Below are 24,188 nucleotides of genomic sequence, written 5' to 3' on the forward strand. Positions count from 1 at the left end.
CCGCCTTAAGGGATGCCGATGGGGAGCTCTCCCCATCGGCATCCCTCATCGGGCGACGGCGCCCGCGCGGGAGCCTGCTCAGCCGTACTGCGGAGGCACCCAGAGCATCTGCGCGGCGATCACGCCGCGGTCCCGGCTGACGATCTGCGCGCGGCCCGGGATCGCCGGCACCGGCTTCACCTTGCCGATGAGCTGGCCCTCCTCGGGATTCCCGCTGAGGAGGATGCCGGTGGCGCCGAGATCGGTCATCCGCTGGATGATCGGATCGTACGCCGCGCGGCTCGCCCCGCCCGTGCGCCGGGTGAGGATGACGTGCAGGCCGAGGTCCCCCGCCTGCGCCAGCAGCGGCGCGAGGACCGCGATCGGGTTGCCCTGCGACGTGGCGACGAGGTCGTAGTCGTCCACGAGCACGAACCCCTCCGCCCCCGTCCACCACGACCGGCTGCGCAGCTGCTCGGGCGTGACGTCCGGCCCGGGCATGCGGCTGCGGAAGAACGCCGCCAGCTCGCCCATGCCGCCCTCGGCGAGCTCGTGCGAGGTGAGATAGGCCCCCAGGTAGTCCTCGGGGATCTCGCCGAGCAGCGCGCGCCGGTAGTCGACGACGAAGATCTTCGCCTCCTTCGGCCCGTACAGCCGCATGATCTCGTGGACGACGCCGCGCAGCATCGACGACTTCCCGGAGTCCGCGTCGCCGTACAGGTACAGCAGGGGCTCGGCGATCGGGTCGATCGAGACCGGGGCGAGATCGGCCTCGTCGATGCCCAGGAGCATCTCCCGCGGCTCCACGCCTCCGCCGCGCTCCGCGGCGAGAGCCCGCAGCTCGGCATGGGTGATGCGCTCCGGAAGCAGTCGCAGCTTGGGTCCCGCCGCGCCCGGCCATGCCGCGCCGACCCGCTCGACGAGCTGCGCGATGCCGTCGGCCAGGGTCGAGGCGTCCTCGACCCCGTCGACGCGGGGGATCGCGGTGAGCATCTGGAGCCCGCGGGCGTCGAGTCCCCGTCCGGGGAGGCTGGTGACGTTCGCCGCCGCCTTGCGGTCGACCTCGGAGTCGCTCGGGTCCCCCAGCCGGAGCTCGATGCGGGTGCCGATCAGGTCCTTGATGTTGGCGCGCACCTCCATCCACCGGGCGGCGGTGAGGATCACGTGCACGCCGTAGGTGAGGCCGCGGGCGGCGATGGCCTGGATCTGCGGCTCCAGCAGCTCGAACTCGGAGCGCAGGGTCCCCCACCCGTCCACGACGAGGAAGATGTCGCCGTAGCCGTCGTCGACGAGGCCCTGCGCCCGCCGCTGGCGGTAGGTGTCGATCGAGTCGATGCCGTTCTGCCGGAAGTACACCTCGCGCCGGTTGAGCAGGCCGGTGATCTCCGACACCGTCCGGCGCACCACATCGGGCTCGGACCGCGTCGCCAGGCCGCTCAGATGCGCGAAACGCTGCATGCCGGCGAAGCTGCCGCCGCCGAAGTCGATGACGAAGAACTGCACCTCCCGCGGCGTGTGGGTCAGCGCGAGGGCGGCGACGGTGGTGCGCGCCAGGGTGCTCTTGCCGCTCAACGGCGCCCCGACGATCGCCATGTGCCCGGCCGCGCCGCCCAGGGAGACGACGAGGTTCTCGCGGCGCTGCTCGAGCGGCACGTCGACGATGCCGAGCGGCACGGTGAGCCCGCCGACGGCGCGCCAGCGCGGCGAGACGAGCCCGAGCTGCGGGTCCTCGACGAGGTCGCCGAACAGCGCGTCCAGGGTGGTGGGCGTCTCCAGCGGGGGGAGCCACACCTGGTGCGCGGCCGGGCCGCGGCCGCTCATCCGCTCCACGGCGAGCTCGAACGTGCTGCGCTGGCTCTCGGGCTCGGCGGCGGGTGCCGGCTCCTCCGGCTGCGGGGCGGGGGTCTGCGGGACGCGCACGGGCGCGGCGGTGAACAGCTCGACGGCGGCGGCCTGCGCCCCGCGGCGGCTTCCCGGAGTCGCGCGGCGGCGCCGTGGCGGCGGGCCGGAGACGTAGGCCGCGCGGAACCGGGTCATCGACTCGGTGTCGGACTTGAGGAATCCCACGCCGGGCTGGGGCGGCAGGTGATAGGCGTCGGGGACGCCGAGGACGGCACGGGACTCGGAGGCGGAGAACGTGCGCAGGCCGATCCGGTACGACAGGTGCGAGTCGAGACCGCGGAGCTTGCCCTCCTCCAGACGCTGCGAGCTCAGGAGCAGGTGCACCTGCAACGACCGGCCCAGGCGTCCGATGTTCACGAACGTCTCCACGAACTCCGGCTTCGCGGCCAGGAGCTCCGAGAACTCGTCCGCGACGATGAGCAGCGCCGGCAGCGGCGCGAGATCCGTGCGCCCCGCACGGCGCGCCTTCTCGTAGTCGGCCACGTTCGCGAAGGGACCGGTGGCGCGCAGGAGCTCCTGGCGGCGGACCATCTCGCCCTGCAGGGCGTCCTGCATGCGATCGACCAGCGAGATCTCCTCGCCGAGGTTGGTGATGATCGCCGACACGTGCGGCATGCCCGCCATGCCCGCGAAGGTCGCCCCGCCCTTGAAGTCGACGAGCACGAAGTTCAGCTGCTCCGGCGAGTGGGTCAGCGCCAGTGCCAGCACGAGAGTCCGCAGGACCTCGGACTTGCCGGATCCCGTGGCGCCGATGATGAGGCCGTGCGGCCCCATGCCCTGCTGGGCGGACTCCTTGATGTCGAGGATCAGCGGCGTGCCGTCGTCGGCCTGGCCGATCGGGACGCGCAGGCGGTCGCGCTCCAGGCGGCCCGCCCACGCGGCGTCGAAGTCGATGTCCCGGACGTCGGGGAGACCGAGCAGGTCGACCAGCTCCGCCTGTCCCCGCGGGGTCGCCGACGCCTCCGCCGGGGAGTCCGAGGCGGCCTGCTGCACGGAGATGAGCCGGCGCGCTGTCGCCTCGGCCTCCACGATGCTGATCGCATCCGGCACGAACTCCCGCGCGGGCACCTGCCTGCTGACGAGCTCGGCGGCGCCGCCGGCGCCGGCGGCGAGCGCGACGCGCAGCGTGTTGTCGTCGTCCAGCTCGTCCCAGCTGTGGGGCAGATCGATGACGGTCACCCCGGTGACGCCGTCCGGGCTCAGCAGCGCGCCGGTCGCCGGCACGCCGTCCGTGAGGACGATGACGTGCGGCAGGGCCGGGGCGCCGGCGCTGCGCGTGAAGCGGGAGCGCTCACGGACCTCCGGGGAGAGCATCGCCTCCAGCTCCGCCAGGTCCGACCCGATCATCCGCGCCGCGCCCAGGGCGTCGCGGACCGTGCGCGAGTGCGTCTGCGGCAGCCACTTCGCCCACTCCCACTGCGGCAGGACCCCCGGCTCGGCGGCGATGACGATCTGCAGGTTCTCGGGGTCGTGGAGGGTGGCGGCGTGCAGGAGCATCGCCCGCGCGAGGCCCCGCGCCTCCTCCTCGTCGCCGGTGATCTCGACGCGCGCGTAGTCGCCGAGCGTGACGCCGAGCGGCAGCTGCTTCTGAGTCTCGTGCGTCAGCATGAACCGGTGCGCGGCGGAGGCGGCGACCGGATCGAGCTGCGCGAGCGGGGGCAGCTCCGGCGCCTCCAGCGTGATGCACAGCGGCTGATCGCTGATCCCCACGCGCACCGAGAGGAAGTCGGGATCGGTCGGGGCGCGCTCGCCCACGCGGGTGCGCTCCTCGGCGATGTACGGCAGGGCCGAGGGTGCGGGAAGCTGCCAGTTCGCGCCCCGGCGCTGCTGGTGGGCCGCCACCCGGATCGAGGTGCGGAGCTCGGTGAGATAGGCCAGATACTCCCGCCGCGCGGCGAGCGTCGCCGCCTGTCGCTGCGCCCGCTGCCGCCAACCGTTGACCACGACGAAGCCCAGGGACGAGACGAGCACCATGCCGCCGATGAGGAACCCGGTGGGCCCGGCGTTGGACATGCTGACCATCACGACGGCGCCGACGCTGCCGAGCATCGGCAGCATCGAGGCGAGCATGTTCGAGCCGCCCTCGCTGGGCTGCAGCTCGGGCGGCGCCTGGACGGTGAGCCGCCCCGAGGGGACGCGCGGCGGCGCGAGCCGTGGTCCGGTCATGGCTGTGCGCCCCTCTCCCGGTCGGCGGCGCGACCGCGTCGTGCGCCGCGCAGCGGCTGGTCCGCCGCGCCCTCCGCCTCGGGCATCAGCAGGTTGATCGTGAAGACCCGGTCGCCCACGCGCACCCGGTCGCCGTCGTCGAGCACGAGGCGCGTGCCCGCGGGGAGCTCGGTCCGGCCGCCCTGATCGGCGAGGATGTCGGATCCGTTGGTCGAGCCGAGGTCGGTCACCCAGGTGCGACCGCGCGAGTGCTCCAGGCGGAGGTGGCTCTTGGAGACCGTGCTGTCCGGGTCGTCGATCACGACGAGCACGTCGCCGGGCTCCGTCGGCGCCGGTCGGCGTCCGAGCGTGACGGCGGCGGGAAGGTCGATGCGCACCCGCTGCCCGGTGTCGAACACGAGGAGCAGGGCGCCCCGCGCCGGATCCGGGGATGCGGCGGGCGTCGCCGCGACGGGCGCGGACACAGCCGGCGAGGACATGGCGGGCGAGGACACGACGGGAGCCGGAGCGGCCGGGACGCCGGACGGCGCGGCGCGCAGCGGCGCGGGCTCGTCGTCCTCCTCCTCGTCCACCGCCGGGCGAGCCGACATGCTGATGAGCTGCGGCGGGGCCAGCGTCGCCCCGCCGCCCACGGCGGCCGGGGCGGAGGCGCCGCCGCGACGGGGCGCCGCGACGACCACGGTGTCTGCGGCGCGGTCCGCCCAGGAGCGGCGTCGCCCGAGCGGATCCCAGGCGCTGGAGGCGACGACGATCCAGGACCCGACGCCGACGACGAAGCCCGCCCCGGTGATGAGCGCGCGGACGAACGCGCGCCCTGCCCCCGGGGAGAAGGGCCCGTCACTGCGTGCGGCGCGCAGGCGCAGCAGCAGGTTGCCCGGGGTGGCGCCGGTGCGGGCGAGGGCGACCGCGAGCCCGACGGCGACCTGCAGGGCGACCACGACGGCGAGGGTCGGGCTGCGCGTCGCCCAGAGCACGCCGCCGGCGAGCAGGGCGACGAGCACGACGTCGATCGTGAAGGCCGCCAGCCGGGCACCGGTCGCCGCGGGGACGCCGGCGAACGCGGGTCCGAGGGCGCTCTCGCTCGCGGTGGGGCGGGGGCGGGGCACAGGCGCCGTTCCGCGGCGCCGGCGGGACCGCGCAGCACCGGGCGACGAGGCAGGCGGAGCGTCGGGGATGATCACGGAGACGGGTTCGGGGATCCCGGCTCCCCGGGCGCGGCCCCCCGGGGGCGTTCCGATTCCGCTCACGCTGCCATCATTCCACGCAGGAGAGTGAGTACATCCGCGTGCAGCAGGGCGGCGGGCAGGGCCAGCGCGACGGCGATCGCCTCGAACGCATCGCCCACCCGGGACCAGGCGAGCGAGCGAGCGCCGCGGGACACCGGCCGGATCACGAGGACGGCGAGGAGGGCGAGGAGGAACAGGCCGCTCGCGACGATCAGCAGCAGCGTCGGCGGGGGAACGGCGCCGGCCCCCGACCAGGGTCCTGTCCCGGCGGCGACGGCCGCCGCCGCGAGGACGAGCACGCCGACCGCCGACGCCCGCGGCGCCCAGCGCAGCAGGCGCGAGCCGGTGTGCCGCGGCACGAGCAGGAGGGACAGCACCAGGCAGACCAGCAGCGCGATGCCGCCGCCGACGACGAACGGGTCCGAACCCCAGGGCCGCAGCAGGACGACGGGAGCCAGCGCCAGGGCGACGAGGCTGAGCACGACCGTGCCCGACCCCAGCCGCGCCCAGGAGTCGGCCACCACCTCGCGTACGCCCAGGGCATCCACCGTCGTCGGGGACTCGGGGATCGCGCCGCGCACGGTCCAGCGGTTGCTCATGAAGTGCCGATAGTCGATGAACGCCCCGTCGGGGAGGTTCACCAGGGCGCTGGGGAGCGCGCGCAGCAGCAGGGGCACGAGGCCCAGGCAGATCGCGGCCGCGTCGGGCGGGGCCCAGCGCAGCAGCAGCGCGATCCCCCACACCGCGCCGAACACGACCAGCAGGATCGCCACGGTCCCCGCGGCCGCGCGGATCGCGCGCGTCCCGGTGAGCAGGGCGACGAGCGCCGTCCCGACGGCGGCGGCGAGGAAGCCGGAGGCGACCGACAGGTGCGCCGCTGCCTCGAGCGACGCCGGGATCAGCAGTGCTCCCGCGGCGAAGGACAACGCCGCCGGGGCGACCACGCCCCGCAGCGCCAGAGCGTCGGTGTCCGTGTCCGCAGTGCGGCCGGTCCAGGCCACCGCGGACACGAAGGCGCCCGCCGCGGCCACCAGACCGGCGATCAGGCGCAGCAGGGGGTCGATCGCGCTCGCTGCGCCGGCGGCCACGAGCAGCACCGCCGCGACCGCCAGCAGCACCCAGCGGGCGCCATGGTCCGCGCGCCCTTCGTCGGCCCGTCCCCGTGCGACGTCCGCATCGCCCGCGACCGCGTCGGGGTCGACCAGGGTGTACAGCCCGCCCTCGACGAGATCCTCGCCGAGGGTGTCCGCATCGATCTCGTACCCGTCCGGACCGAGCACCGTGGGACGGGCCGATCCGGCGAGACCGCTGACCCGCAGGGCCTGCGCCAGGCTCTCGTCGACGGGCAGCGCGAGGTCGGCGCGTCCCCGCCCGCCCGCCAGCGCGATGCGCCGCCGCTCGATCACTCCCCCGGACACAGCAGTACCCTACTCGTCCGGTGCGCGCCGACCGGCGGGCACGGCTCACTCCCGGTCGTCGCGTGAGCCCGCACGGGAGCCCTTCGACCGCGGCAGCGGCTCCTCGTCGTCCTCGATGCGCGGCGCGATCGGGCCCCCCAGCCCGGCGCGCGGACGCTTCTTCTCGTCCGATCCCGTCCCGCCGGCTCCCATGATCATCCCGCCGCGGGCGCCCGCTCCGGCTCCGGATCCCGTACCGGCAGCGCCGTTCGATCCGGTTCCGCCGAGGCCGAGCAGCCCGCCGGTCTTCGCACCGGCCAGGCCGCCGACACCGCCCACGCCACCGAGCTTCGCGCCGGCGCCGAGCGCGAGCGCTCCCGCACCGCCACCGCCGATCGCCCCGGGCAGCGCGCCGCCGCCGATGCCGCCGCCCCCGCCGGGGGCGTGACCGCCCGGCACGGATCCTCCGGGTCCCGTGCCTCCGGGTCGCAGACCGCCCGGCCCCTCGGGACCGCCGGGGACGCGTCCGGTCGGGTTCGGGTCGTCGACCGAAGGATCGTCGGGGACGTCGGGACCGTCCGGATAGTCCGGGTAGTCCGGATCCCGGGGGCCGTCCGGCTCGTCCGGGTAATCCGGGTAGTCAGGATCCTGCGGCCCGTCCGGGTCATCCGGGTGATCCGGGTCGCTCGGGCCGTCCGGCTCGTCCGGGAAGTCGGGGACATCCGGATCCCGGGGGCCGTCCGGGTAGTCCGGGACCGAGGGCGGCGGGACCCCGGGACCGCCGGTCCCTCCGGGGCCGCCGGTCCCACCGGGGCCGCCGGTCGGTCCGACGGGGACGCCGCCGGTGCCGCCCTCGTTCTCGGTGGTGCCGCCAGGGGGCGGCGGGGGCGGGGTCTTCCCCCCGCTCGAGCTGAAGTCGATCTGCGCGAGCCGGGCCCGGGCCTCGACGACCTTGCGCCGCGGCTCCTCGATCGCGGTCTCGACGCTCTTCACCGCCGCACGCGCCTGCTCCTCGCGCTGACCGCCGAGGAAGTCGCCGATGAGGTCGAGCGCCTTGTCCGCGGCCAGCGGGCCGAGGATGGGGTGCACCACGACCGACGCCCCCTTCACCGCGTTCGCCCAGAACGGGTCGACCTCCGCGCTCGGGAGCTCCGCCGACACCGCCGTCCGGCGCGCGGTGTTCGCCGCCTCGATGGACGAGGCGATCGTCGACACGAGTCCGTCGACCTCCGTGAACTTCGCCCGCAGCTGGGTCACCCGTGCCCGTACTGCCGCCCCCGACTCGCCCTCCCAGGCGCCCTCCGCCTCGGTGAGCGTCTTCAGCACGGCGTCCAGCGACTGCAACGACAGCCGCAACGCGCCCGCCTTGGGGATGCGCCAGTCCTCGATCGCGCGGATCCGGTTCAGTTCGTCCTCTGCCTCGCTCATCGCTTCCCTCCGTCGTGTCCTGCTCCGGCGTAGCCCCCCGGCACACCGTGGCTGTTCTCGTCCGCCGCCGTCGCGGCCGTCGGCGTCGGCGGCGTCGTGGCGGCCGCGGCCCGGCGGCGCCGCGACGCGCCGAGCCCCAGGACCAGCGCGAACGCGCCGCCCACGACCACGAGCGCGCCGCCCGCGACCGCCCACATCCCCCACGGCGCCGGCGCCGCCGTCTCGGCCGGCGCGGTCGTCGAGGCCGTCTCCGGTGCTGTGGCGGGTGCTTCTGCGCCCGCCGCCGCGACCTCGTCCGCCGTCGGCCCGTACGCCATGGCGAGCTCGAACTGCGGATTGTCGAAGAGCGGGTTGACGTCCGGATAGGACAGCGGGTCGTCCGCCAGCATGCCCGTGAGCGAGATCGGCCCGTAGCCGACGTCGTCCCGCCATGCCGGCTCGTGCCGGGATCCGCCGGTGGTGCCCAGCATCGTCTGGATCAGCTGGTTGCCGCTCGCCTCGGGGAACCTGCTCTTGAGCACCGCCAGGGAGCCGGCGACGATCGGCGTCGCCAGGGACGTGCCGTCCACCAGCGCCTGTGCCGTCCAGCCCTCGCCGGCGTCCGGCACCAGGATCCCGATGCCCGGCGCGGCGACGACGACCGACTCGCTCGTGTTCGGGGTGAGCGGCGCACCCTCGATGCCCTTGTCCCCGGCCATGATCTGCCCGGCCTCGTCGAGCGCCTGGACCGTGACGACGCCGTTGCGGCCCGCGGGGAAGGTCACCGCGCCCGTGTCGTTCGGCATCGCCGCCAGCACGACGACCCCCTCGGCGTGTGCGCGCGCGATCGCGTCCTGGAGGACGCCGGAGATCGGGCCGCTGAGCGAGATCGAGACGATGTCGGCTCCGGCGTCCAGCGCCGCCTCGAACGCGTGCCCGGCCCCGTCCAGACGGATGTTCGTCCCCTGGTCGTCGAGGCACTCCAGGCTCGCGGCGTCCGCATCCGCGGTCCTCCCGGTCATCCCGGCGTAGTACAGGACCGTCGCCTCCGGTGCGACCCCCCGCACCGGCCACTGTCCCTCCCCTGCGGCGCCGGTGCCGAGGATGGTCGACACGACCTGCGTGCCGTGATCGGCGACCTGGCCGTCGGTGGACACGGCCGGGATCTCAGCACCGCCGGCGCCGCGGCAGAACGCCGGCTCGGTCACCCGCAGGTCCGCGCCGCGCAGGGCGGGCACGTCGGGGTTGATCTGCGAGTCGATGACCGCGATCGTCACGCCCTGACCGCGAAAGCCCGCGGCGTGGGCCTCGGGCACGCCCCCCTGGTCGATGTACCACCCGCCGGGGACCGGCTGGTCCGCGGCGTGCGCGGGCGCGACGACCCCGACCGCGAGCACGGCGGCGACCGCCGCCAGACCCGCGGCCGTGCGACGCGCACGCGCGGAGGTCACGGACGGCTCCCCCCGCCCTGTTCGGCGGACTCCAGCAGCGCCAGCAGGCGGCGCCCCTCGTCGGCGAACTCGGCATCGGTCTCCATGAGCCTCTTCACGGCGGCACGGATCTCGTCCTGGGTCTCGTTCACGACCGTGATGATCTTCGCGGTGACATCGCTCATCTCCTGTGCGGCGTACCGGACCTCGTCGCGGAACGGCTTGGTGACCGTGCTCGTCCCGCCCTCGGAGATCGCCACCTCGACCGCGGCGGGGAACTCCTCCATCGCCTGGAGGATCTTGGTCAGGGCGCCGGTGACGCCCTCGACGAGGATGCTGATCGTCATGTCCGTGTCCGCCTCTCACTCATGTCCGTCGACTCGTGTCCGCTGCACGCCCCGGGGCCTCGCTCTGGCCGGGGCGTGCACCGGACACGCCACGGGTGCGGATCCCGAAGAGCCGCACCCGTGGACGTCGTCACCCTACGCGAAGCGACCCGCCGACGAGCGGTCGCGGGAGACGTACTCCTCGCTCATGCCCTGGGTCTTCGTCGCGATCTGCTCCAGCAGCTGCTGCAGCTCGGTGAGCTTGGCGTTCCACTCCCGCTGCGCCCGGTCATAGGCGGTCTGCGCCTCACCGTTCCAGGCGGCACGGAGCTTGCCGACCTCGCTCTCCAGGGTGTCCAGCTGCGAGCGGATGCCGTTCGCACCGCCGCGGATCTGATTCGCCAGAGCAGTGACCTGCTCCGGACGCACCGACATCGACTGCATCGTGATCTCCCTCGTTGTCTTTCGCTCAGGCGCCCGACATCATCGAGCCGAGGCCCGAGATGGTGGCACGGTGCTGCTCTTCGGTCGCGGCCTGGTCGCGCTCGGTGCCCGCCAGGGCCTCCTCGAGCGTCACCAGCACCTCGTTGAGCTGGCGGGTCTTCTGGTCCCACTGGTTCATCAGGCCCTGGAACGAGTCCGAGGCGCCGCCGGTCCAGTAGCCACGGACCTGCTCGATCTCGCCCCGGACCTTCTTGACCTGCTGGTCGATGCCCGCCTTGGCGGTGTTGACGGCCTGTGCGCCCTTCCTGAGCGCGCCTTCCTCTGCAGAGATGACCTCAGCCATTACTCACTCTCCTCCGGTTGGGTGCGGAAAGAGGACTCGAGGCCAGGTGTCCGAAGCGCCCGGTGATGTCCCCACGGAAGACAGTAGGCGCTGCCACGGACGGAATCCATGGGGAGAACTCCCCATGGATCCCCTCCGGCCTCCGGGCGTGCTCCTTATAGAGTTGTCGCTGTCCCCGGCGCGGTTTCCGCCGGGGCACAACGACCGCGTGGGGGAACCGGATCCAATGGACCAGGGCAGCAGCGCTGCGGGTGCCGTGCTGAGGCTGTCGATCGTCAGCGACGACCGGCGCCTCGACGCGGGCGTGCCCGCGCAGGTGCCGCTCGTCGAGATCATCCCGGGCTTCGCGCGGAGCCTCGGCGTCCTCGACCCCTCCCTCGCGCACGGCGGCTACGCCCTGCACCGCGCCGACGGGACGCCGCTGAACCCCGCTCTCGGCGCCTCCGCGCAGGGCGTGCACGACGGCGAGCTGCTCACCCTCGTGCGCGGCGGCCTCGTCTCCGAGCCTCGGGTGTACGACGACGTCGTCGAGGCCGTGATCGACGCGACCGCCGCGCAGCACGGGAGCTGGACGCCCAAGGACAGCGCCCGCACCGCGCTGGCGATCAGCCTCACGTTCCTGGCGCTGTGCGGCCTGCTGCTCGTGGCCAGCGGCGCCGGGCTCGTGCCGGCGATCGTCGCCGGCGCCGGAGCGGTCGTGCTCCTCGTCGTCGCCACGGTGCTCCTGCGCCTCGACCAGCCGGAGGCGGGCCATGCCCTCGGGCTCGCCGCCGCCGCGTACGGCGGGCTGGCCGGCTATCTCGCCGCCCCCGCGACGACCCTCTGGGGCTGGCCGCTGGCAGCCGCCGGGCTGGGTCTGCTCGTCGTGGGCGGAGTGAGCCTCGCTCTCGCGAAGGACAGACCCGAGATCCATCTCATCCCGATCGTGCTGGGCACCGTCATCGGGATCACCGCGGCGTCCGCCGCGCTGTTCGGCAGCGTCATCGCCCCCTATGCGCTGATGCTCGCCGTGAGCGCCACGCTGGCCAACGGGATCCCGTGGCTCGCCCTCGGCTCCACCCGCATCCGGGTCATCTCGCCGCAGAGCGACGCGGACGTCTTCAGCGTCCCCGAGCCGATCGACGGCGAGGACGTCAAGCGGCGCGCCGCGGCCGGGACGCGCACCCTCATCTCCCTGCGCGCCGCGCTCGGACTCGCCGCGCTCGCGGCCACGCCGCTGGTGGCCGCCGAGGGCTTGGCTGGTGCGCTGCTGTGCCTGCTCGCGTTCGTCGGGATGATGTTCCAGTCCCGTCAGATGCACGCGCGGCTCGGGGTGCTCGCGCTGATGATCCTCGGCGCGCTCGGGCTCGCCGCCGCCGGGCTCACCGTCGCGCTCACGCAGCCCGGGCTCCGCCTGGGCCTGCTGGTCGTGCTCATCGCCGCCACCGTGGTGCTCGTCGGCCTCACCCTGCTGAGCCCGCGCGCGCGGCTGCGGCTGGCCCGCCTCGCCGACACGGTCGAGATCCTCGCGATGGCGCTCGTGCTGCCGCTCGGCGTCGTGACGGCGGGACTGCTGTAGCCGATGGCGACGAAGAAGGAGCTCATCGAGGCGCAGGGCTTCAGCCGCCGCCGCCTGCTGTCGGCGTTCACCGGAGGGGCGCCCGGAGGCAAGGAGCTCGAGCCGGCCAAGCCGCTGCGGGCCGTCGCTGCCGGCATCGCCCTGACCGCGATGCTCCTGCTGGGCGGCCTGTTCTTCGGGATGCTCCGCCCGGGGCTCCCGCAGGGATGGGAGAACAACCGCCTGATCATCGCCACCGACACCGGCGCGCGCTACGTCTCCGTCGAGGGCGTGCTGCATCCGGTGATCAACACCGCCAGCGCGCGCCTGCTCATCCCGGCGAAAGAGTTCTCGGTGGTCAGCACGGACAAGGGCACGCTGGAGGGCATCGAGGTCGGGGCCCCGATCGGCATCCTCGGCGCCCCGGACGACCTTCCCGCGCCCGGCTCTCTGCACAACACCGGGTGGACCGCGTGCGTGGACCAGGACGCCGGCGCCGCGGTGTCCGTCGCCGCCTCGCCCATCGCGACCGCGCAGCCGGGCGCCGGCGTCGTCGTCCGCCGCGACGGCGACCTGTTCGTCATCGCCGGCGGACTGCGGTACGCCGTTCCCGCCGACGAGGCGGACGCCGTCCTGCGCGCCGCAGGGCTCGGCACCGCCGGGATCACGCGCGTGGACGGCCGCTGGCTGAATCTCTTCCCTCCCGGCAGGAACCTCTCCCCCATCGTCCTGCGGGACGTGGGGACGCGCATCCCGGACAGCGACCTCGTCGCGGGCGAGATCGTGCACGTGCAGGGACGGCCGGCGGACGAGCGCTACGTCATCACCAGCCGGGGCGAGGCCGCGCCCCTCACGCCGCTCGCGTTCCAGCTGTACCTGCTCGGGAGCGGGGCGACGGCGGGTCCCGAGCGCGAGGTGACCCCGGCGGAGCTGGCGGCACTGCCCACGGGCTCGCCCGCCGGCGGAGACGACTGGCCCGCGGAGCCGCTGACCGCGCTCGCGGAGCCGCTGGCCGCCTGCGCCCTCCTGGACGACGAGGGCCGCACCGTGCTCGCCGCGACCGGCGCCGAACTGCCGGCGGATCGGGCCCGGCCGGCGGTGGCGATCGGCTCGGGAGCCCTGGTCCGGGTGGGCGACGGCGAGGCGGCGGCGCATGTGCTGGTCGACGAGTCGGGGACCGCCTACGCGATCCCGGACGGCGCGGAGGCCGTCGACCGTCTCGGGTACACGACCGACCAGGCCGGCCCGGTCCCGGAGTCGTGGCTGGCGTACTTCGCGGGCGGCCCGGCCCTCGCCATCGACGCCGCAGGACGCACGCCCGCGAGCGACGGATGAGACGCTCGCCCGGCACGTTCGTCGCCGCGCTCCTCGCCGCCGGAGCGATCGTCGTCGGATCCGTTCCCGCCTCGGCATCGGCCGCGTCGCCGGTGCGGTCGGCGGCCCCCGTGACGGCCGCGGGCGACGCCTGCCGGCCCGGCGAGGTCGTGCTCACCCCGCAGACGCCGCCCGCGCTCCTCGCGCTGGAGGCCGAGCGGGTGGCGGAGCGGGCGACCGGCCGTGGCGTGACCGTCGCCGTCGTGGACTCCGGGATCGACGTGGCCAATCCGCATCTCGCGGACGCGGTCGCCGGCGGCGTGAACCTCGTCGGCGACGGCGAGCGCCCCGACGGTCTGAGCGACCCGCACGGGCACGGCACCGCGATCGCGGGCGAGATCGCCGCCCGGCGGATCGCCGGTTCCGGCGTGGTGGGTCTGGCCCCCGACGCCGTGCTGCTGTCGGTGCGCGTGTTCCGCAGCGACAGCGAGGAGGACCGGGACAAGGGGTTCGGCCCCACGCCCGAGCGCATCGCGGCCGGCATCCGCTGGGCCGCGGACAACGGCGCACGGGTGATCAACGTGTCCATGAGCATGCAGCAGGACGCCCCGGAGCTCCGCGCCGCCGTGGAGTATGCGGACGCCGTCGGCGCGCTGGTCGTCGCCAGCGCCGGGAACCGCGCTGCGACGCCGGACGCCCCCGACGATGTGCGCTACCCCGCGGGTTACCCGCAGGCGCTCGGGGTCACCGCCGCCGCCGCGAACGGCCGCGCCACCGACGATTCGGTGCACGGCCCGCAGGTGGACGTCTCGGCCCCCGGGTCCCACGTGCTGAGCACCGCGACCGGCGCGGGGGACTGCCAGTTCAGCGACGACGCGCCCTCCGCCAGCTTCGCGACCGGCTACGCGAGCGCCGCGGCGGCCCTCGTGGCACAGGCGCATCCGTCCGAGCCGCCCTCGGCGTGGGCGTACCGCCTCGCCGCCACCGCGGTGCGCACGGATCCCGACCGGCGCGACGATCGCGACGGGTGGGGATTCATCCGTCCGCTCGCCGCGATCGATCTCCTCCCCGACGCCAGCACGCGGGGGCCGGCGAGCCCGTTCTTCGACACCGGCGACAGCGCGGTCCGCCCGGAGCCGGCGGAGATCGGATCCGCCCCCACGGCGACGCCCTTCGCTCTCACCCGGGAGGCCGCGCTCCTCGTCGGCGTCGCCACGGCGGCGCTGCTCGCCGTCCTGGCCGCGCTCCTGCTGCTCCGCCGTCGCCCGAACACCTCCCGCCCCGCCACCGGGCCGGACGCCGCCGGACATCCCGCCGCCGGGCCGGACGGCGCCGGGCCGGAGCGCGCCGGCTACACGGGCGGCCTGCTCGAGCGCCCTCCCGTGTCCCCGTTCTGACGCCCTCCCGCGGATTCCACACCCTCCCCCGGAGGATGAGCAATCGATCGTCCGCACGAGCACGTGTTCTCCGCCCCCGCAGCCTCCACCGACGCGGACATCGTGCATTCCGGCGGAGACCACGCCCTCCCGGGGACAACGCACCCTCATGCGGACAACGCGCGCTCCTGCGGACAACGCACACTCGCGCGGAGGGTGGCCACCTCACACGTCCGCAGGAACAGGCATCGTCCGCCGCAACGGCGTCCGGGCATCGACCTCCGTGGGCCCGGTGGGCTCAGGCGCGAGGACCCGCGTTGCGTGCACGACGGACGTCGCGGTGGTTGGCGCGGACGTACACCGCGAGCTGGATCCCCAGGACGAGCATCAGGGCGGCGAGCACGAGCCCGAGCGTCAGCCGGGTGCCGTCGAGGAGGCAGAGCACCGCGCCCACGCCGGCGACCGCTCCGCCCAGGAGGCCGGCGAGGAGGTTGGGGCCGCTGATCGACGCGACGTCCGGATACCGGCGGCCGATGGTCCGCGCGAGCCCCGCCACGATCAGCGTGAGCACGCCGATGACCGCGCTCACGAGCGCGGTCGCGCGGATGGCGATGCCTCCGGGCCACCCGGCGAACGCGACGGCGGCGACGCCCAGGACGAGCACGCCGACGACGAATCCGCCCGCCGCGCGCCGCCGCGCGCCGCTCGCGACCCCGGCCGGATCGTCGGCGGGGTCGCGAGCGCCTCCGGCAGCGGTCATGCCGACGCGAACTTCGGCCAGGTCTGGATTCCGGACGAGGTCCCCTTCAGCGTGCTCCGCGCCGAGGCGGCCTTGCTGTACATGACGGCCAGCGCAGCGCCGAGCGCCCCCAGCGCGATGGCGATCGCACCGAGCGCCGTCGGCGGAGCCAGCGGGATCCCGACGACCGTGACGGCCTCCCCGGTCGCGGTGGTGAAGCCGACGATGACGGAGATGATCGCCGCCACGACGCCCGCCCAGAACGCGACGATCGCGACCTGCAGGTCGTCCATCATCGACGCGATCTTCTGCGCGTAATCGGTGTCGAGGGACTTCATCGCGGCCTGCTGGAGCGGGACGCGCTGGCGGTACTGCTCGGCCCCGAACTCCTGCCAGCGGTCGTCGGCGGCGAGCATGCCGCGGTCGACGTTGCGGCTGGCCTCGGTCGCCGGGCCCCCGACGCTCTCCTTCCATCCGTTGGCCGCCCCGCTCAGCATGAAGGGGTTGCCGACGTAGGAGAGCTTGTCGACGAACCAGTCCCAGAACTCCTGGACGCGCTCGACGAGCCAGTTCCAGCCCTCGATCACGCGGTCCACGACCCACTGGAAGACGCCGGGCACGTGCGACAGGGTGTCGTTGATGACGCGACGCAGCTCTTCGAACTGTCGCTGGAGCTGTTCGAGCAGTCTTCTCGCCTCGGCTGCGGGATCCATGTCCTTGTTCCTCTCTCCTGATGACGGTCGGGCGCTACTGCACCGGCGCCCACATGCCGCCGAACTCGTTGATCGCGGCGTTCTCGTCGGCCTCCAGGTCCGTGCGGATGCGGCGCAGCGCGGTGGCGGCGCCCGCCGTCTCGCCGGCGCCCTCACGAAGGAGGCGCAGCACGTGATCACGGACCTGCACGTACTCGTCGAAGACGTCCATCGCGGCGAACGAGAACGCCCCGCGGTACACGTCGATGCCGTTGAGCGCCGTCTCGATCGCGCCGAGCTGTTGCGCAGCCCCGTCCCATTTCGACGCGTCCTCCGTCAAGGCGTTGAACTCGACCAGTCCCATGTCCTGTCCTCCCTCTCCCTGCTGCCGATCTCGTGCTTCGTGCTTCGTGCCTGCGGGTGCCGCCGTGGTCCTGCTACCGTCCGAGCAGTCTCTTCACGAGTGCGTCCGGATCCTCCGCGAGCGCGGCGAACTCCGCCAGCGGCGTGCCCTCGAGCGCGCCCGCCGCCGTCGCCGGCGGGATCTGCTCGACCGCCGCGTCGATCGCGGCGTTGATCTCCGTCGCGATGCCGCTCGCCCTGGTCCGCCCGAGCCACTGCGGGCTCAGGACGAGCCGGACGAGGTGCCCGGCTCCATTGACGGTGGCGGTCACGTGCCCCCCGTAGGTGGATCCGTCGTACTCGGCCGTCGCCCGGTGCCCCACGGCCTCGGCGGCCTCGGCGAAGCCGGCGCTGAGCTGCTGCAGGATCTCGGTGACGTTGTGCATGACGGCGTGGATGTCAGGACGCTCCGCCCCGGCGGCGAACGCGTCCTCCACCCGGGAGGCGACCGAGGATCCGAGCGGCGGGAGCGGGGTCGCGCGCGTGGGCTCCGGCGCCTCGGCCACGCTCTCGCCCCAGGCGCCGAGCGCCGCGTACGCGATCTGCGCATAGGTCGCCACGATGGCGGCGCCGAGAGCCTCCGGCTCGTGCGCGTCCTCCCAGCGGTCGCCGAGGTGGACGCGGATGTGGTTCTCCGAGCGCCGGGCGACGACACGGATCGCACCGGACGGATCGCTGGCCTCGCCCTCGTCCTCCGGAGGCGTTCCCTGTGCGAACCGCTGCCTGCCGAGATCGATCTCGTCCCGGAGGTCGTACAGCCTGTCGATGTCGTCGGTCACGTGCGCCGCTCCCCTTCTCGCTGCCTCTGGCCGATCCTCTCCCGAGGACCGACGCCGCGTCGATGGGGCGAATTCCCCATCCGCGGCGTCGTCGCCGTGCGCAGCCGAGGGGAGGGGCGGTCACGCGCTCCGGATGAGTCGCAGGGTCAGGTCGCCGAGCCGGAACGCTCCGTCCACGACGACGCGTTCGCCCGCGCTCAGCGCCTGCCAACCGCCGGAGGCATCCTGGACGCCCGAGCCGTTCGTCGAGCTCAGGTCGGTGAGGTGCCAGCGCGTGCCGTCGTGCTCCAGGCGGGCGTGCGTCTTCGACACCGTCCGCGTGGCGTCGGGGACCGCCAGCGGCTGATCGCCCGCCGCGCCCGCCGGTGCGCGACCGAGCACGATCCGGGGCCCGGGGAGGGGCAGCCGGGTGCCGTCGTCGAGGACGAGGTGCCAGGACACCGGCGCGGGGTCCGGGACGACGGGAGCGCGGGCGGGGTCCGGGACAGCAGGAGCGGGCGCGGGGCCCGGGGCGGCAGGAGCGGGCGCGGGGTCCGGGTCCGGGGCCTGCTCCGGCGCGGCGGGCACGGAGGCGGACGCTCCGGGACGCTCGATCGGCACGTCGTCGATCAGCGTCGGCTCGAGCGGGGCGGGGATCGGGATCGCGTACCCGGAGGCGTCGCGGGCGAGCGTGGTCCGTCGCGGGTCCGGGAGCGTGCGGATCCCGCCCGTCCGCGGCTTCGCCGGGTCGTGGGGCGGCGCGGTCTCGGCGTCGGGAGCCTCCGCCCGGGCCAGCAGCGTCGCCCACAGCGGCGGGAGGAGCACGCCCAGGACCGTGAACCCCGCGCCCCGGCGAAAGCGCACCGTGATCCGGTGGACCGCGACGATCCTCAGGTACAGCCCGTAGAACTGCACCAGCGGGATGAAGAAGAACACCACCGACCAGGCCGGCACGCCGCCGCGGGCGAGGATCTCCGCCTCGTTGAGGACGGGGACCCATCCCTTCCATCCCTCGCCGCCCAAGCGCGGGAAGAGCCGGGAGAGCGCGACCGCGTACCAGACGAACAGCGCGGCGGCGACGAGGACGCCGACGGCCGCACCGGCGACGAGGGCGACCGGTGGGAGGCCGAGGTCAGGCATCCGGTCCCCGGCGCACGAGGACGCCGCCGACCGAGCCGGCGACGTTCGCCAGGAGGAGGGACATCAGCATCAGGGCGCCGGCGGAGAGCATGCCGATGACGCTGCCGCGCAGCCCCGCCAGCAGCAGCGCGACGCCGCCGCCGCCGATCCCGACGCCGAGCACGACGACCGTGAGGATCCGCACGGCGCGGCGCGTGGCCAGGGCCGCCGGGCGCAGACGCGGCAGCGGCACAGCGATCGCGCCGAGCAGGAACATCAGCACGGCCAGCACGCAGGACACGACGGCAGCGCCCAGGAACGCCGCATCCACCGTCACGCCCCAGAAGAACAGCGCGGCGACGATCGCCAGCGTGACCGTGCACACGAAGCAGGTCGCCCCCGTCGTCCGCGCCCGCGCCGCCAGGGACGACGACGCCGTCTCGCTCTCCTGCGACATCCGATCCCCTCCGTCGTCCTCCGCGTCGCCTCGACCCTAGCGAGGCCCGCGCCGCTCGCGCCGATGCCCCGCCGTGTCACGACGGCGAGGCGTCGCGGCGCTCAGCCGAGGGTGGCGGCGTCGATCACGAACCGAAAGCGCACGTCCGAGGCGAGGACGCGCTCATAGGCGTCGTTGACGTCGTCCGCGGCGATGAGCTCGATCTCGGCGGCGATGCCGTGCTCGGCGCAGAAGTCCAGCATCTCCTGGGTCTCGGCGATCCCGCCGATGTTCGAGCCGGCGAGCGAACGGCGCCCGGAGATGAGGTGGGACACGTCGAAGCTCATCGGCTCCGGCGGGGCGCCGACGCACACGAGCGTGCCGTTCGTGTCGAGCAGCCGCAGGTACGCGTCGATGTCGAGCGGCGCGCTGACCGTGTTGAGGATGACGTCGAACGAGCGGCGCAGGCCGCGGAAGGTCTCGGGATCGCTCGTGGCGAGGTAGCGGTCCGCGCCCAGGCGCAGCCCGTCGTCCTTCTTGCCGAGCGACTGGGACAGCACCGTGACCTCGGCGCCCAGCGCGTGCGCGATCTGCACGCCCATGTGGCCCAGTCCGCCCAGGCCGATCACGGCGACGCGGCTGCCGGGCCCGACGCGCCAGTGCCGCAGCGGCGAGTAGGTCGTGATGCCGGCGCACAGCAGCGGCGCGGCCCGATCGAGCGGGATCGCGTCCGGGATCCGGAGGACGAACGCCTCGGTCACGACGACCGACGTGGAGTACCCGCCCTGCGTGACGGTCCCGTCGCGGTCGATCGCGCCGTACGTGCCGACCGCGCCGCGGCGGCAGTTCTGCTCCTCGCCGCGCAGGCACCCGTCGCACTCGCCGCACGAGTTCACCAGGCAGCCCACGCCGACGCGGTCGCCCACGGCGAAGCGCGTCACGTCCGATCCCACGGCCGACACGACGCCCGCGATCTCGTGGCCGGGAGCGAGGGGGTACTGCTGGTCGCCCCAGTCGCCGCGGACGGTGTGGATGTCGGAGTGGCAGATGCCGGCGAAGGCGATCTCGATGACGACATCGAGCGGACCCGGTTCGCGGCGTTCGATCGTCGTGCGTTCCAGCGGAGCGCCCTCACGGGGCGCGGCGAATGCGGTGACCTGGGGCATGGCTCCACGTTAGCGGGCACGGCGCGCTCGGGACCCGGCGCGGCCGCGATTCAGTCCGCGGCGCGCCAGCAGCCCTCCAGATGGTCGTCCACCATCCCGGCGGACTGCATCAGGGCGTACATCGTCGTGGGCCCCACGAAGCGGAACCCCCGCGCGCGCAGGGCCTTGCTCATGGCCTCGGACTCGGGCGTCACCGCGGGCACGTCCGCCATCGTCCTCGGGCGCGCACGGGGCCCGGGGGCGAAGGACCACATGAGCGCGTCGAGCTCGCCGTCGGCCATGTCCCGGACGAGCGCGGCGTTCGCGATCGTCGCCTCGATCTTCGCGCGGTTGCGGATGATCCCGGGATCGGCCATCAGCCGCTCCACGTCGTCGGGGCCGAAGGACGCCACCGCCTCCGGTTCGAACCCGGCGAACACCTCGCGGAAACGAGGACGCTTGCGCAGGATCGTGATCCAGGAGAGTCCCGCCTGGAAGCCCTCCAGCGCCATCTTCTCGAACAGCGCGCGGTCGCCGCGCAGCGGCCGCCCCCACTCCTCGTCGTGGTAGCGGCGGTACTCGGGGTCGTCCCCGGCCCAGGCACAGCGCGGGCGGTCGTCGATCGGTGCGGTCACTGCTCCAGCGTAGGGGCCGGCGCCGACACCGCCGGCGGGCGCCGGGGGTCGCGGATCACTGGGTCGTCTGCACGACCGACAGCACCCCGGCCCGCCCGGAGACGATGCACTTGGCCAGGTAGAGGGGCGCGCCCGCCACGGTGGCCGTCTGCGTGAGGATGAGGACGGGGTCGCCGGCCTTCAGGCCGAGCAGCTCGCCGCGCGAGCGGCCGACGACGTTCACGGTGATCTCGCACCGGCCCGATCCGAAGACCACGCCGCGGGCCAGGAGCGCGGCCATCAGGCTGGACGGGTCATCCGCCGCCTCCGGCACCGCTGCGGCCACCTGCGGGCTCGCATCGCTCAGATAGCGTCCGGCGGGCAGGTGCTCCTGGAGGATGGCGATGGGCTCGCCGGCGCGTTCGACCACGCTCTCGCGGAACCACGTGTTGGCCTCGGCGTCGAGCCCGAGGTGACCGGAAACGTAGTCGGTCGTCGGCTGGACCACGAACTCGAGCGGGCGCACCGTGATGTCCTCGCCGCCCTCGGCGAGCGCGGCCTCCAGCGGGCGCAGCTCCTCCAGGCCGACGGTCGGCAGGTCGTCGGCGACGAACCGGCCCACACCGCGCCGGGTGACGATCAGGCCGTCCTCCTCCAGGAGCATCAACGCCTCGCGGACGACGGTGCGCGACACCCCGAGCGCGACGCCGAGCTCGGTCTCCCTCGGCAGCATGGAGGCGAGCGGGAAGACCCCGCTGCGGATGCCCTCCGCCAGCCGGGAGTAGACCGCGACCCGGAGCGGCTGGCCGACCGGTGCGGTCAGCGGGCGGTCCAGGAACGGTGCGACATCCGTCATCGGTCCTCCTCCCGAGCGTCCTCCCGGCGTCCGGCATGGCTCCGGGGCCGGCGGTGGTCTCGCGGTTCATCCAATCACAGTCCTACCCGATTGCAGATGTTGTACCCGAGAGGTATAACATCATACCCATTGGCGGGGATCGTCCCGCCGGGCCGCAGCGCACGCGGCCCTCCCCGACGAAGGAGTCACCGTGCCGACCTCCCCCGAGACCCTCGCCCCCGCATCCACCGGCGGACTGCGCGGCGGGCGCGCGTTCGCGCTCGTGGCGACGCTCATCCTGACCGTGGTCGCCTTCCAGCTGAACTCGAGCATGATCACCCCCGCGCTCCCGGACATCGCCGCACAGCTGTCCGCACCGATGGACGCCGTCTCGCAGGTGTCGTCGCTGTTCTTCCTCGCCGGGGCGGTGGGCGGCGTGGTCCTCGCCCGGTGGAGCGACTTCATCGGCCGCAAGCGCGCGCTGCTCATCGTGCTCGTCCTCATCGCGCTCGGCACGGTGCTGTGCATCGCCGCGCCGAACCTCCCCCTCCTCCTCGTCGGCCGCGTGCTCCAGGGCGCCTCCAGCGCCGCCTTCCAGATCGCGTACGTGATCCTCGCCGAGACGCTCCCGGCCGCGGTCTTCCCCACGGTGCTCGGGGTCCTCACCGCCATCAACGGCGGCGTCGGTGGCGTCGACGGCTGGATCGGCGGGCTCCTCGCCGACGCGTTCGGCTTCCGCTCGCTGTTCGTCGTGATCCTGGTCGTCGCCGTCGTCGCGATCGGATGCGTCGTGCTCGCCGTGCCCCGGGACGGCGAGCCGTCCTCCCGGGGCCGGATGGACTGGTGGGGCGCTGCGGCGCTGTCGGCGGGGCTCATCTGCATCACGTACTTCGTGTCCCAGGGATCCGCGCGCGGGTGGCTGAACATGGTCACGCTGCTGTTCCTCGCCGGGGCGATCGCCGCGTTCGCGGTCTTCGTGGTCATCGAGCGCCGCCGCCGCACGCCGCTCATCGCCGTGCACCACCTGCGCTCCCGCCAGGTCTGGCCCGTGCTCGCCACGACCGTGCTGACCCTGTCGAGCGTCTTCACGGTCATCAACTTCACGATCGTCGTGCTCAGCCAGGACGCCGAGGCCGGGTACGGTCTGCCCGCCTCGACCTCGGCCCTCCTCTACCTCGCGCCTCCGGCCCTGATCGGGCTGGCCGCCGCGCCGCTGTCCGGCTGGCTCGCCGGGCGCATCGGGTGGATCCCCGTGCTGCGGGTCGGCCTCGTCGCCTGCGTCGTGATCCTCGCTCTCGTCGCGCTGTTCCCGCACAGCCTCTGGACCGTGTTCGCGCTGTTCGCCCTGCTCGGCGTGACCTACAACGGCGTCGTGCTCACCACCACGAACGGCCTCGGCGTGCTGCAGTCCCCGGACGACGCGCCGGCGATCCTGCCGAGCATGAACAGCACCGCCTTCGGCTTCGGCGCGAGCCTCGGGATCGCGATCGTCGCGCCGTTCGTCGCCTCCGGCGGCTACGGCCTGGCACTGTGGATCTCTGTCGGCATCAGCGCGCTGGCGCTGGTCGCGAGCCTGTTCCTGCAGCCCAAGTCGGCCTGACCCTCCCCACCCGAGCTCCGAAGGAGAACCGATGACCTCGTCCGCCCGCCCCCTCTACTTCGACTGCGACACGGGGATCGACGACTCCCTGGCGCTGGCGTACCTGCTGGCGTCGCCGGAGATCGCGCTCGCGGGGATCGGCACCGTCAGCGGGAACACCAGCGCCGCTCAGGCCGCCCGGAACACGCTGGGCCTGCTGGCGCTCGCGGAGCGGACCGACATCCCCGTCGCCGTCGGTCGTCATGACTTCCTCGCGCACGCCTATGACGGGGGCGCGCCGCACGTGCACGGCGACGACGGCGTGGGCCACGTGGCCCTGCCGGCGCCGGTGCAGGAGGTCGACGCGGCCAGCGCCGCCGAGCTGCTCATCCGCCTCTCGCACGAGCACGCCGGCGCGCTGGAGGTCGTCGCCGTGGGTCCGCTGACCAACCTCGCCACGGCGCTGAGCCTGGACCCGACGCTGCCCGAGCGCGTCGCCTCCGTCACGCTGATGGGGGGTGCCGCACTCGTCCCCGGCAACATCTCGCCCGTCGCCGAGGCGAACATCGGCAACGACCCGGAGGCGGCCGCCGCCGTGTTCGCCGCCTCCTGGCCGGTGACCGTGGTGCCGCTGGACGTCACGATGGAGAACGTGTTCGAGGACGCCCACCGCGAGCGCCTCCTGGCCTCCGACTCGGCGCTGGCGCGGACCGTGGGGGCGATGCTCGACTTCTACATGGACTTCTACGTCTCCGCCTACGGCCGCCGCTGCAGCGCGCTGCACGACCCGCTGGCCGCCGCGATCGCCGTCGGGACCGTCACGGCGACCCGCGCGCCCGCCGTCCCCGCCCTCGTCGACCACTCCGACGGCCCCGGGCGCGGCCAGACGATCTTCGATCTGCGGTCGCAGCGGGCGGGTGCGCTCGACCACGAGGGAGCGAACGTCCGCGTGGTGCTGGCCACCGACCGCCCGTTGCCGGACCACCTGGCCGACCGCGTCGCCGGCTGAGCGTCCCGCCTCC

22 protein-coding genes are annotated in these 24,188 nt (G+C 74.1%); 5 read left to right on the top strand and 17 right to left on the bottom strand.

Annotated features, from left to right (window positions below; genetic code table 11):
- Positions 1–78: 78 nt before the first annotated feature.
- The 8 genes from eccCa to K8F61_RS11425 form a co-directional block, all read right to left on the bottom strand.
- A complete protein-coding gene (gene eccCa, locus K8F61_RS11385; RefSeq protein WP_231819194.1) occupies positions 79–4,047 on the bottom strand; it encodes a type VII secretion protein EccCa in 3,969 nt (1,322 codons plus the stop codon).
- Entirely contained in the window at positions 4,044–5,153 is a 1,110-nt protein-coding gene (locus K8F61_RS11390; protein ID WP_231819195.1) for an RDD family protein, read from the bottom strand. Before K8F61_RS11390 ends, eccCa begins: the two co-directional genes overlap by 4 nt.
- Before the next feature lie 137 nt (positions 5,154–5,290).
- A complete protein-coding gene (locus tag K8F61_RS11395; protein WP_231819196.1) occupies positions 5,291–6,691 on the bottom strand; it encodes a hypothetical protein in 1,401 nt (466 codons plus the stop codon).
- 45 nt (positions 6,692–6,736) lie between these two features.
- Positions 6,737–8,098: a WXG100 family type VII secretion target gene (locus tag K8F61_RS19055; RefSeq protein WP_269456622.1), complete on the bottom strand. Its 1,362-nt coding sequence runs from the start codon at positions 8,096–8,098 to the stop codon at positions 6,737–6,739.
- Positions 8,095–9,528: a S8 family peptidase gene (locus tag K8F61_RS11410; protein ID WP_231819198.1), complete on the bottom strand. Its 1,434-nt coding sequence runs from the start codon at positions 9,526–9,528 to the stop codon at positions 8,095–8,097. The genes K8F61_RS19055 and K8F61_RS11410 overlap by 4 nt, the downstream gene beginning before the upstream one ends.
- Positions 9,525–9,854, bottom strand: a complete 330-nt coding sequence (locus tag K8F61_RS11415; RefSeq protein WP_067250554.1) for a hypothetical protein — start codon at positions 9,852–9,854, stop codon at positions 9,525–9,527. The genes K8F61_RS11410 and K8F61_RS11415 overlap by 4 nt, the downstream gene beginning before the upstream one ends.
- Positions 9,855–9,989: 135 nt before the next feature.
- The gene (locus K8F61_RS11420) at positions 9,990–10,277 is read right to left on the bottom strand and encodes a WXG100 family type VII secretion target (protein WP_067250558.1); all 288 of its coding nucleotides are present in this window, start codon (positions 10,275–10,277) and stop codon (positions 9,990–9,992) included.
- A gap of 25 nt (positions 10,278–10,302) precedes the next feature.
- Positions 10,303–10,620: a WXG100 family type VII secretion target gene (locus K8F61_RS11425; protein WP_067250562.1), complete on the bottom strand. Its 318-nt coding sequence runs from the start codon at positions 10,618–10,620 to the stop codon at positions 10,303–10,305.
- Between the two features lie 226 nt (positions 10,621–10,846).
- Here K8F61_RS11425 and eccD point away from each other — a divergent pair, with 226 nt between their 5' ends.
- The 3 genes from eccD to K8F61_RS11440 are packed head-to-tail and all read left to right on the top strand — an operon-like array spanning position 10,847 to position 14,868.
- Entirely contained in the window at positions 10,847–12,178 is a 1,332-nt protein-coding gene (gene eccD / locus K8F61_RS11430) for a type VII secretion integral membrane protein EccD (protein ID WP_219085341.1), read from the top strand.
- Positions 12,179–12,181: 3 nt separating this feature from the next.
- A complete protein-coding gene (gene eccB / locus K8F61_RS11435) occupies positions 12,182–13,492 on the top strand; it encodes a type VII secretion protein EccB (RefSeq protein ID WP_231819199.1) in 1,311 nt (436 codons plus the stop codon).
- Positions 13,489–14,868, top strand: coding sequence for a S8 family serine peptidase (locus tag K8F61_RS11440; RefSeq protein ID WP_231819200.1), 1,380 nt, complete (start codon positions 13,489–13,491; stop codon positions 14,866–14,868). The genes eccB and K8F61_RS11440 overlap by 4 nt, the downstream gene beginning before the upstream one ends.
- 277 nt (positions 14,869–15,145) lie before the next feature.
- Here the strand turns inward: K8F61_RS11440 and K8F61_RS11445 are convergent, their stop codons facing one another.
- The 9 genes from K8F61_RS11445 to K8F61_RS11485 all read right to left on the bottom strand — a co-directional run bounded on the left by K8F61_RS11445 (position 15,146) and on the right by K8F61_RS11485 (position 21,608).
- The gene (locus K8F61_RS11445; RefSeq protein WP_231819201.1) at positions 15,146–15,607 is read right to left on the bottom strand and encodes a hypothetical protein; all 462 of its coding nucleotides are present in this window, start codon (positions 15,605–15,607) and stop codon (positions 15,146–15,148) included.
- The gene (locus K8F61_RS11450) at positions 15,604–16,299 is read right to left on the bottom strand and encodes a hypothetical protein (RefSeq protein ID WP_067248981.1); all 696 of its coding nucleotides are present in this window, start codon (positions 16,297–16,299) and stop codon (positions 15,604–15,606) included. Before K8F61_RS11450 ends, K8F61_RS11445 begins: the two co-directional genes overlap by 4 nt.
- Before the next feature lie 34 nt (positions 16,300–16,333).
- On the bottom strand, positions 16,334–16,642 hold the full coding sequence (locus K8F61_RS11455; protein ID WP_231819202.1) for a hypothetical protein: 309 nt from the start codon (positions 16,640–16,642) through the stop codon (positions 16,334–16,336).
- A 73-nt stretch (positions 16,643–16,715) separates the two neighbouring features.
- Positions 16,716–17,459, bottom strand: a complete 744-nt coding sequence (locus K8F61_RS11460) for a YbaB/EbfC family nucleoid-associated protein (protein WP_231819203.1) — start codon at positions 17,457–17,459, stop codon at positions 16,716–16,718.
- 120 nt (positions 17,460–17,579) lie between these two features.
- Positions 17,580–18,578, bottom strand: coding sequence for a DUF5684 domain-containing protein (locus K8F61_RS11465; RefSeq protein WP_231819204.1), 999 nt, complete (start codon positions 18,576–18,578; stop codon positions 17,580–17,582).
- Positions 18,571–19,014, bottom strand: a complete 444-nt coding sequence (locus K8F61_RS11470) for a hypothetical protein (RefSeq protein ID WP_219086850.1) — start codon at positions 19,012–19,014, stop codon at positions 18,571–18,573. The genes K8F61_RS11465 and K8F61_RS11470 overlap by 8 nt, the downstream gene beginning before the upstream one ends.
- A 101-nt stretch (positions 19,015–19,115) precedes the next feature.
- Positions 19,116–20,159, bottom strand: a complete 1,044-nt coding sequence (locus K8F61_RS11475; protein WP_219086849.1) for an NAD(P)-dependent alcohol dehydrogenase — start codon at positions 20,157–20,159, stop codon at positions 19,116–19,118.
- Between the two features lie 50 nt (positions 20,160–20,209).
- Positions 20,210–20,773 carry a DNA-3-methyladenine glycosylase I gene (locus K8F61_RS11480; protein WP_067248998.1) on the bottom strand — a complete coding sequence of 188 codons (564 nt, stop codon included), beginning with the start codon at positions 20,771–20,773 and terminating at the stop codon, positions 20,210–20,212.
- 55 nt (positions 20,774–20,828) lie between these two features.
- Complete coding sequence (locus K8F61_RS11485; protein WP_067249002.1) at positions 20,829–21,608, bottom strand: GntR family transcriptional regulator; 780 nt, start codon at positions 21,606–21,608, stop codon at positions 20,829–20,831.
- Positions 21,609–21,798: 190 nt separating this feature from the next.
- On the opposite strand from K8F61_RS11485, the gene K8F61_RS11490 reads away from it, so the two are divergent.
- Together K8F61_RS11490 and K8F61_RS11495 are read left to right on the top strand one after the other, a co-directional pair.
- Entirely contained in the window at positions 21,799–23,187 is a 1,389-nt protein-coding gene (locus K8F61_RS11490; RefSeq protein ID WP_231819205.1) for an MFS transporter, read from the top strand.
- 31 nt (positions 23,188–23,218) lie between these two features.
- Complete coding sequence (locus tag K8F61_RS11495) at positions 23,219–24,175, top strand: nucleoside hydrolase (RefSeq protein WP_231819206.1); 957 nt, start codon at positions 23,219–23,221, stop codon at positions 24,173–24,175.
- Positions 24,176–24,188 lie beyond the last annotated feature (13 nt).

Origin of the sequence: Microbacterium resistens (assembly GCF_021172025.1) — a bacterium.
GTDB classification, from domain to species: Bacteria; Actinomycetota; Actinomycetes; order Actinomycetales; family Microbacteriaceae; genus Microbacterium; species Microbacterium resistens.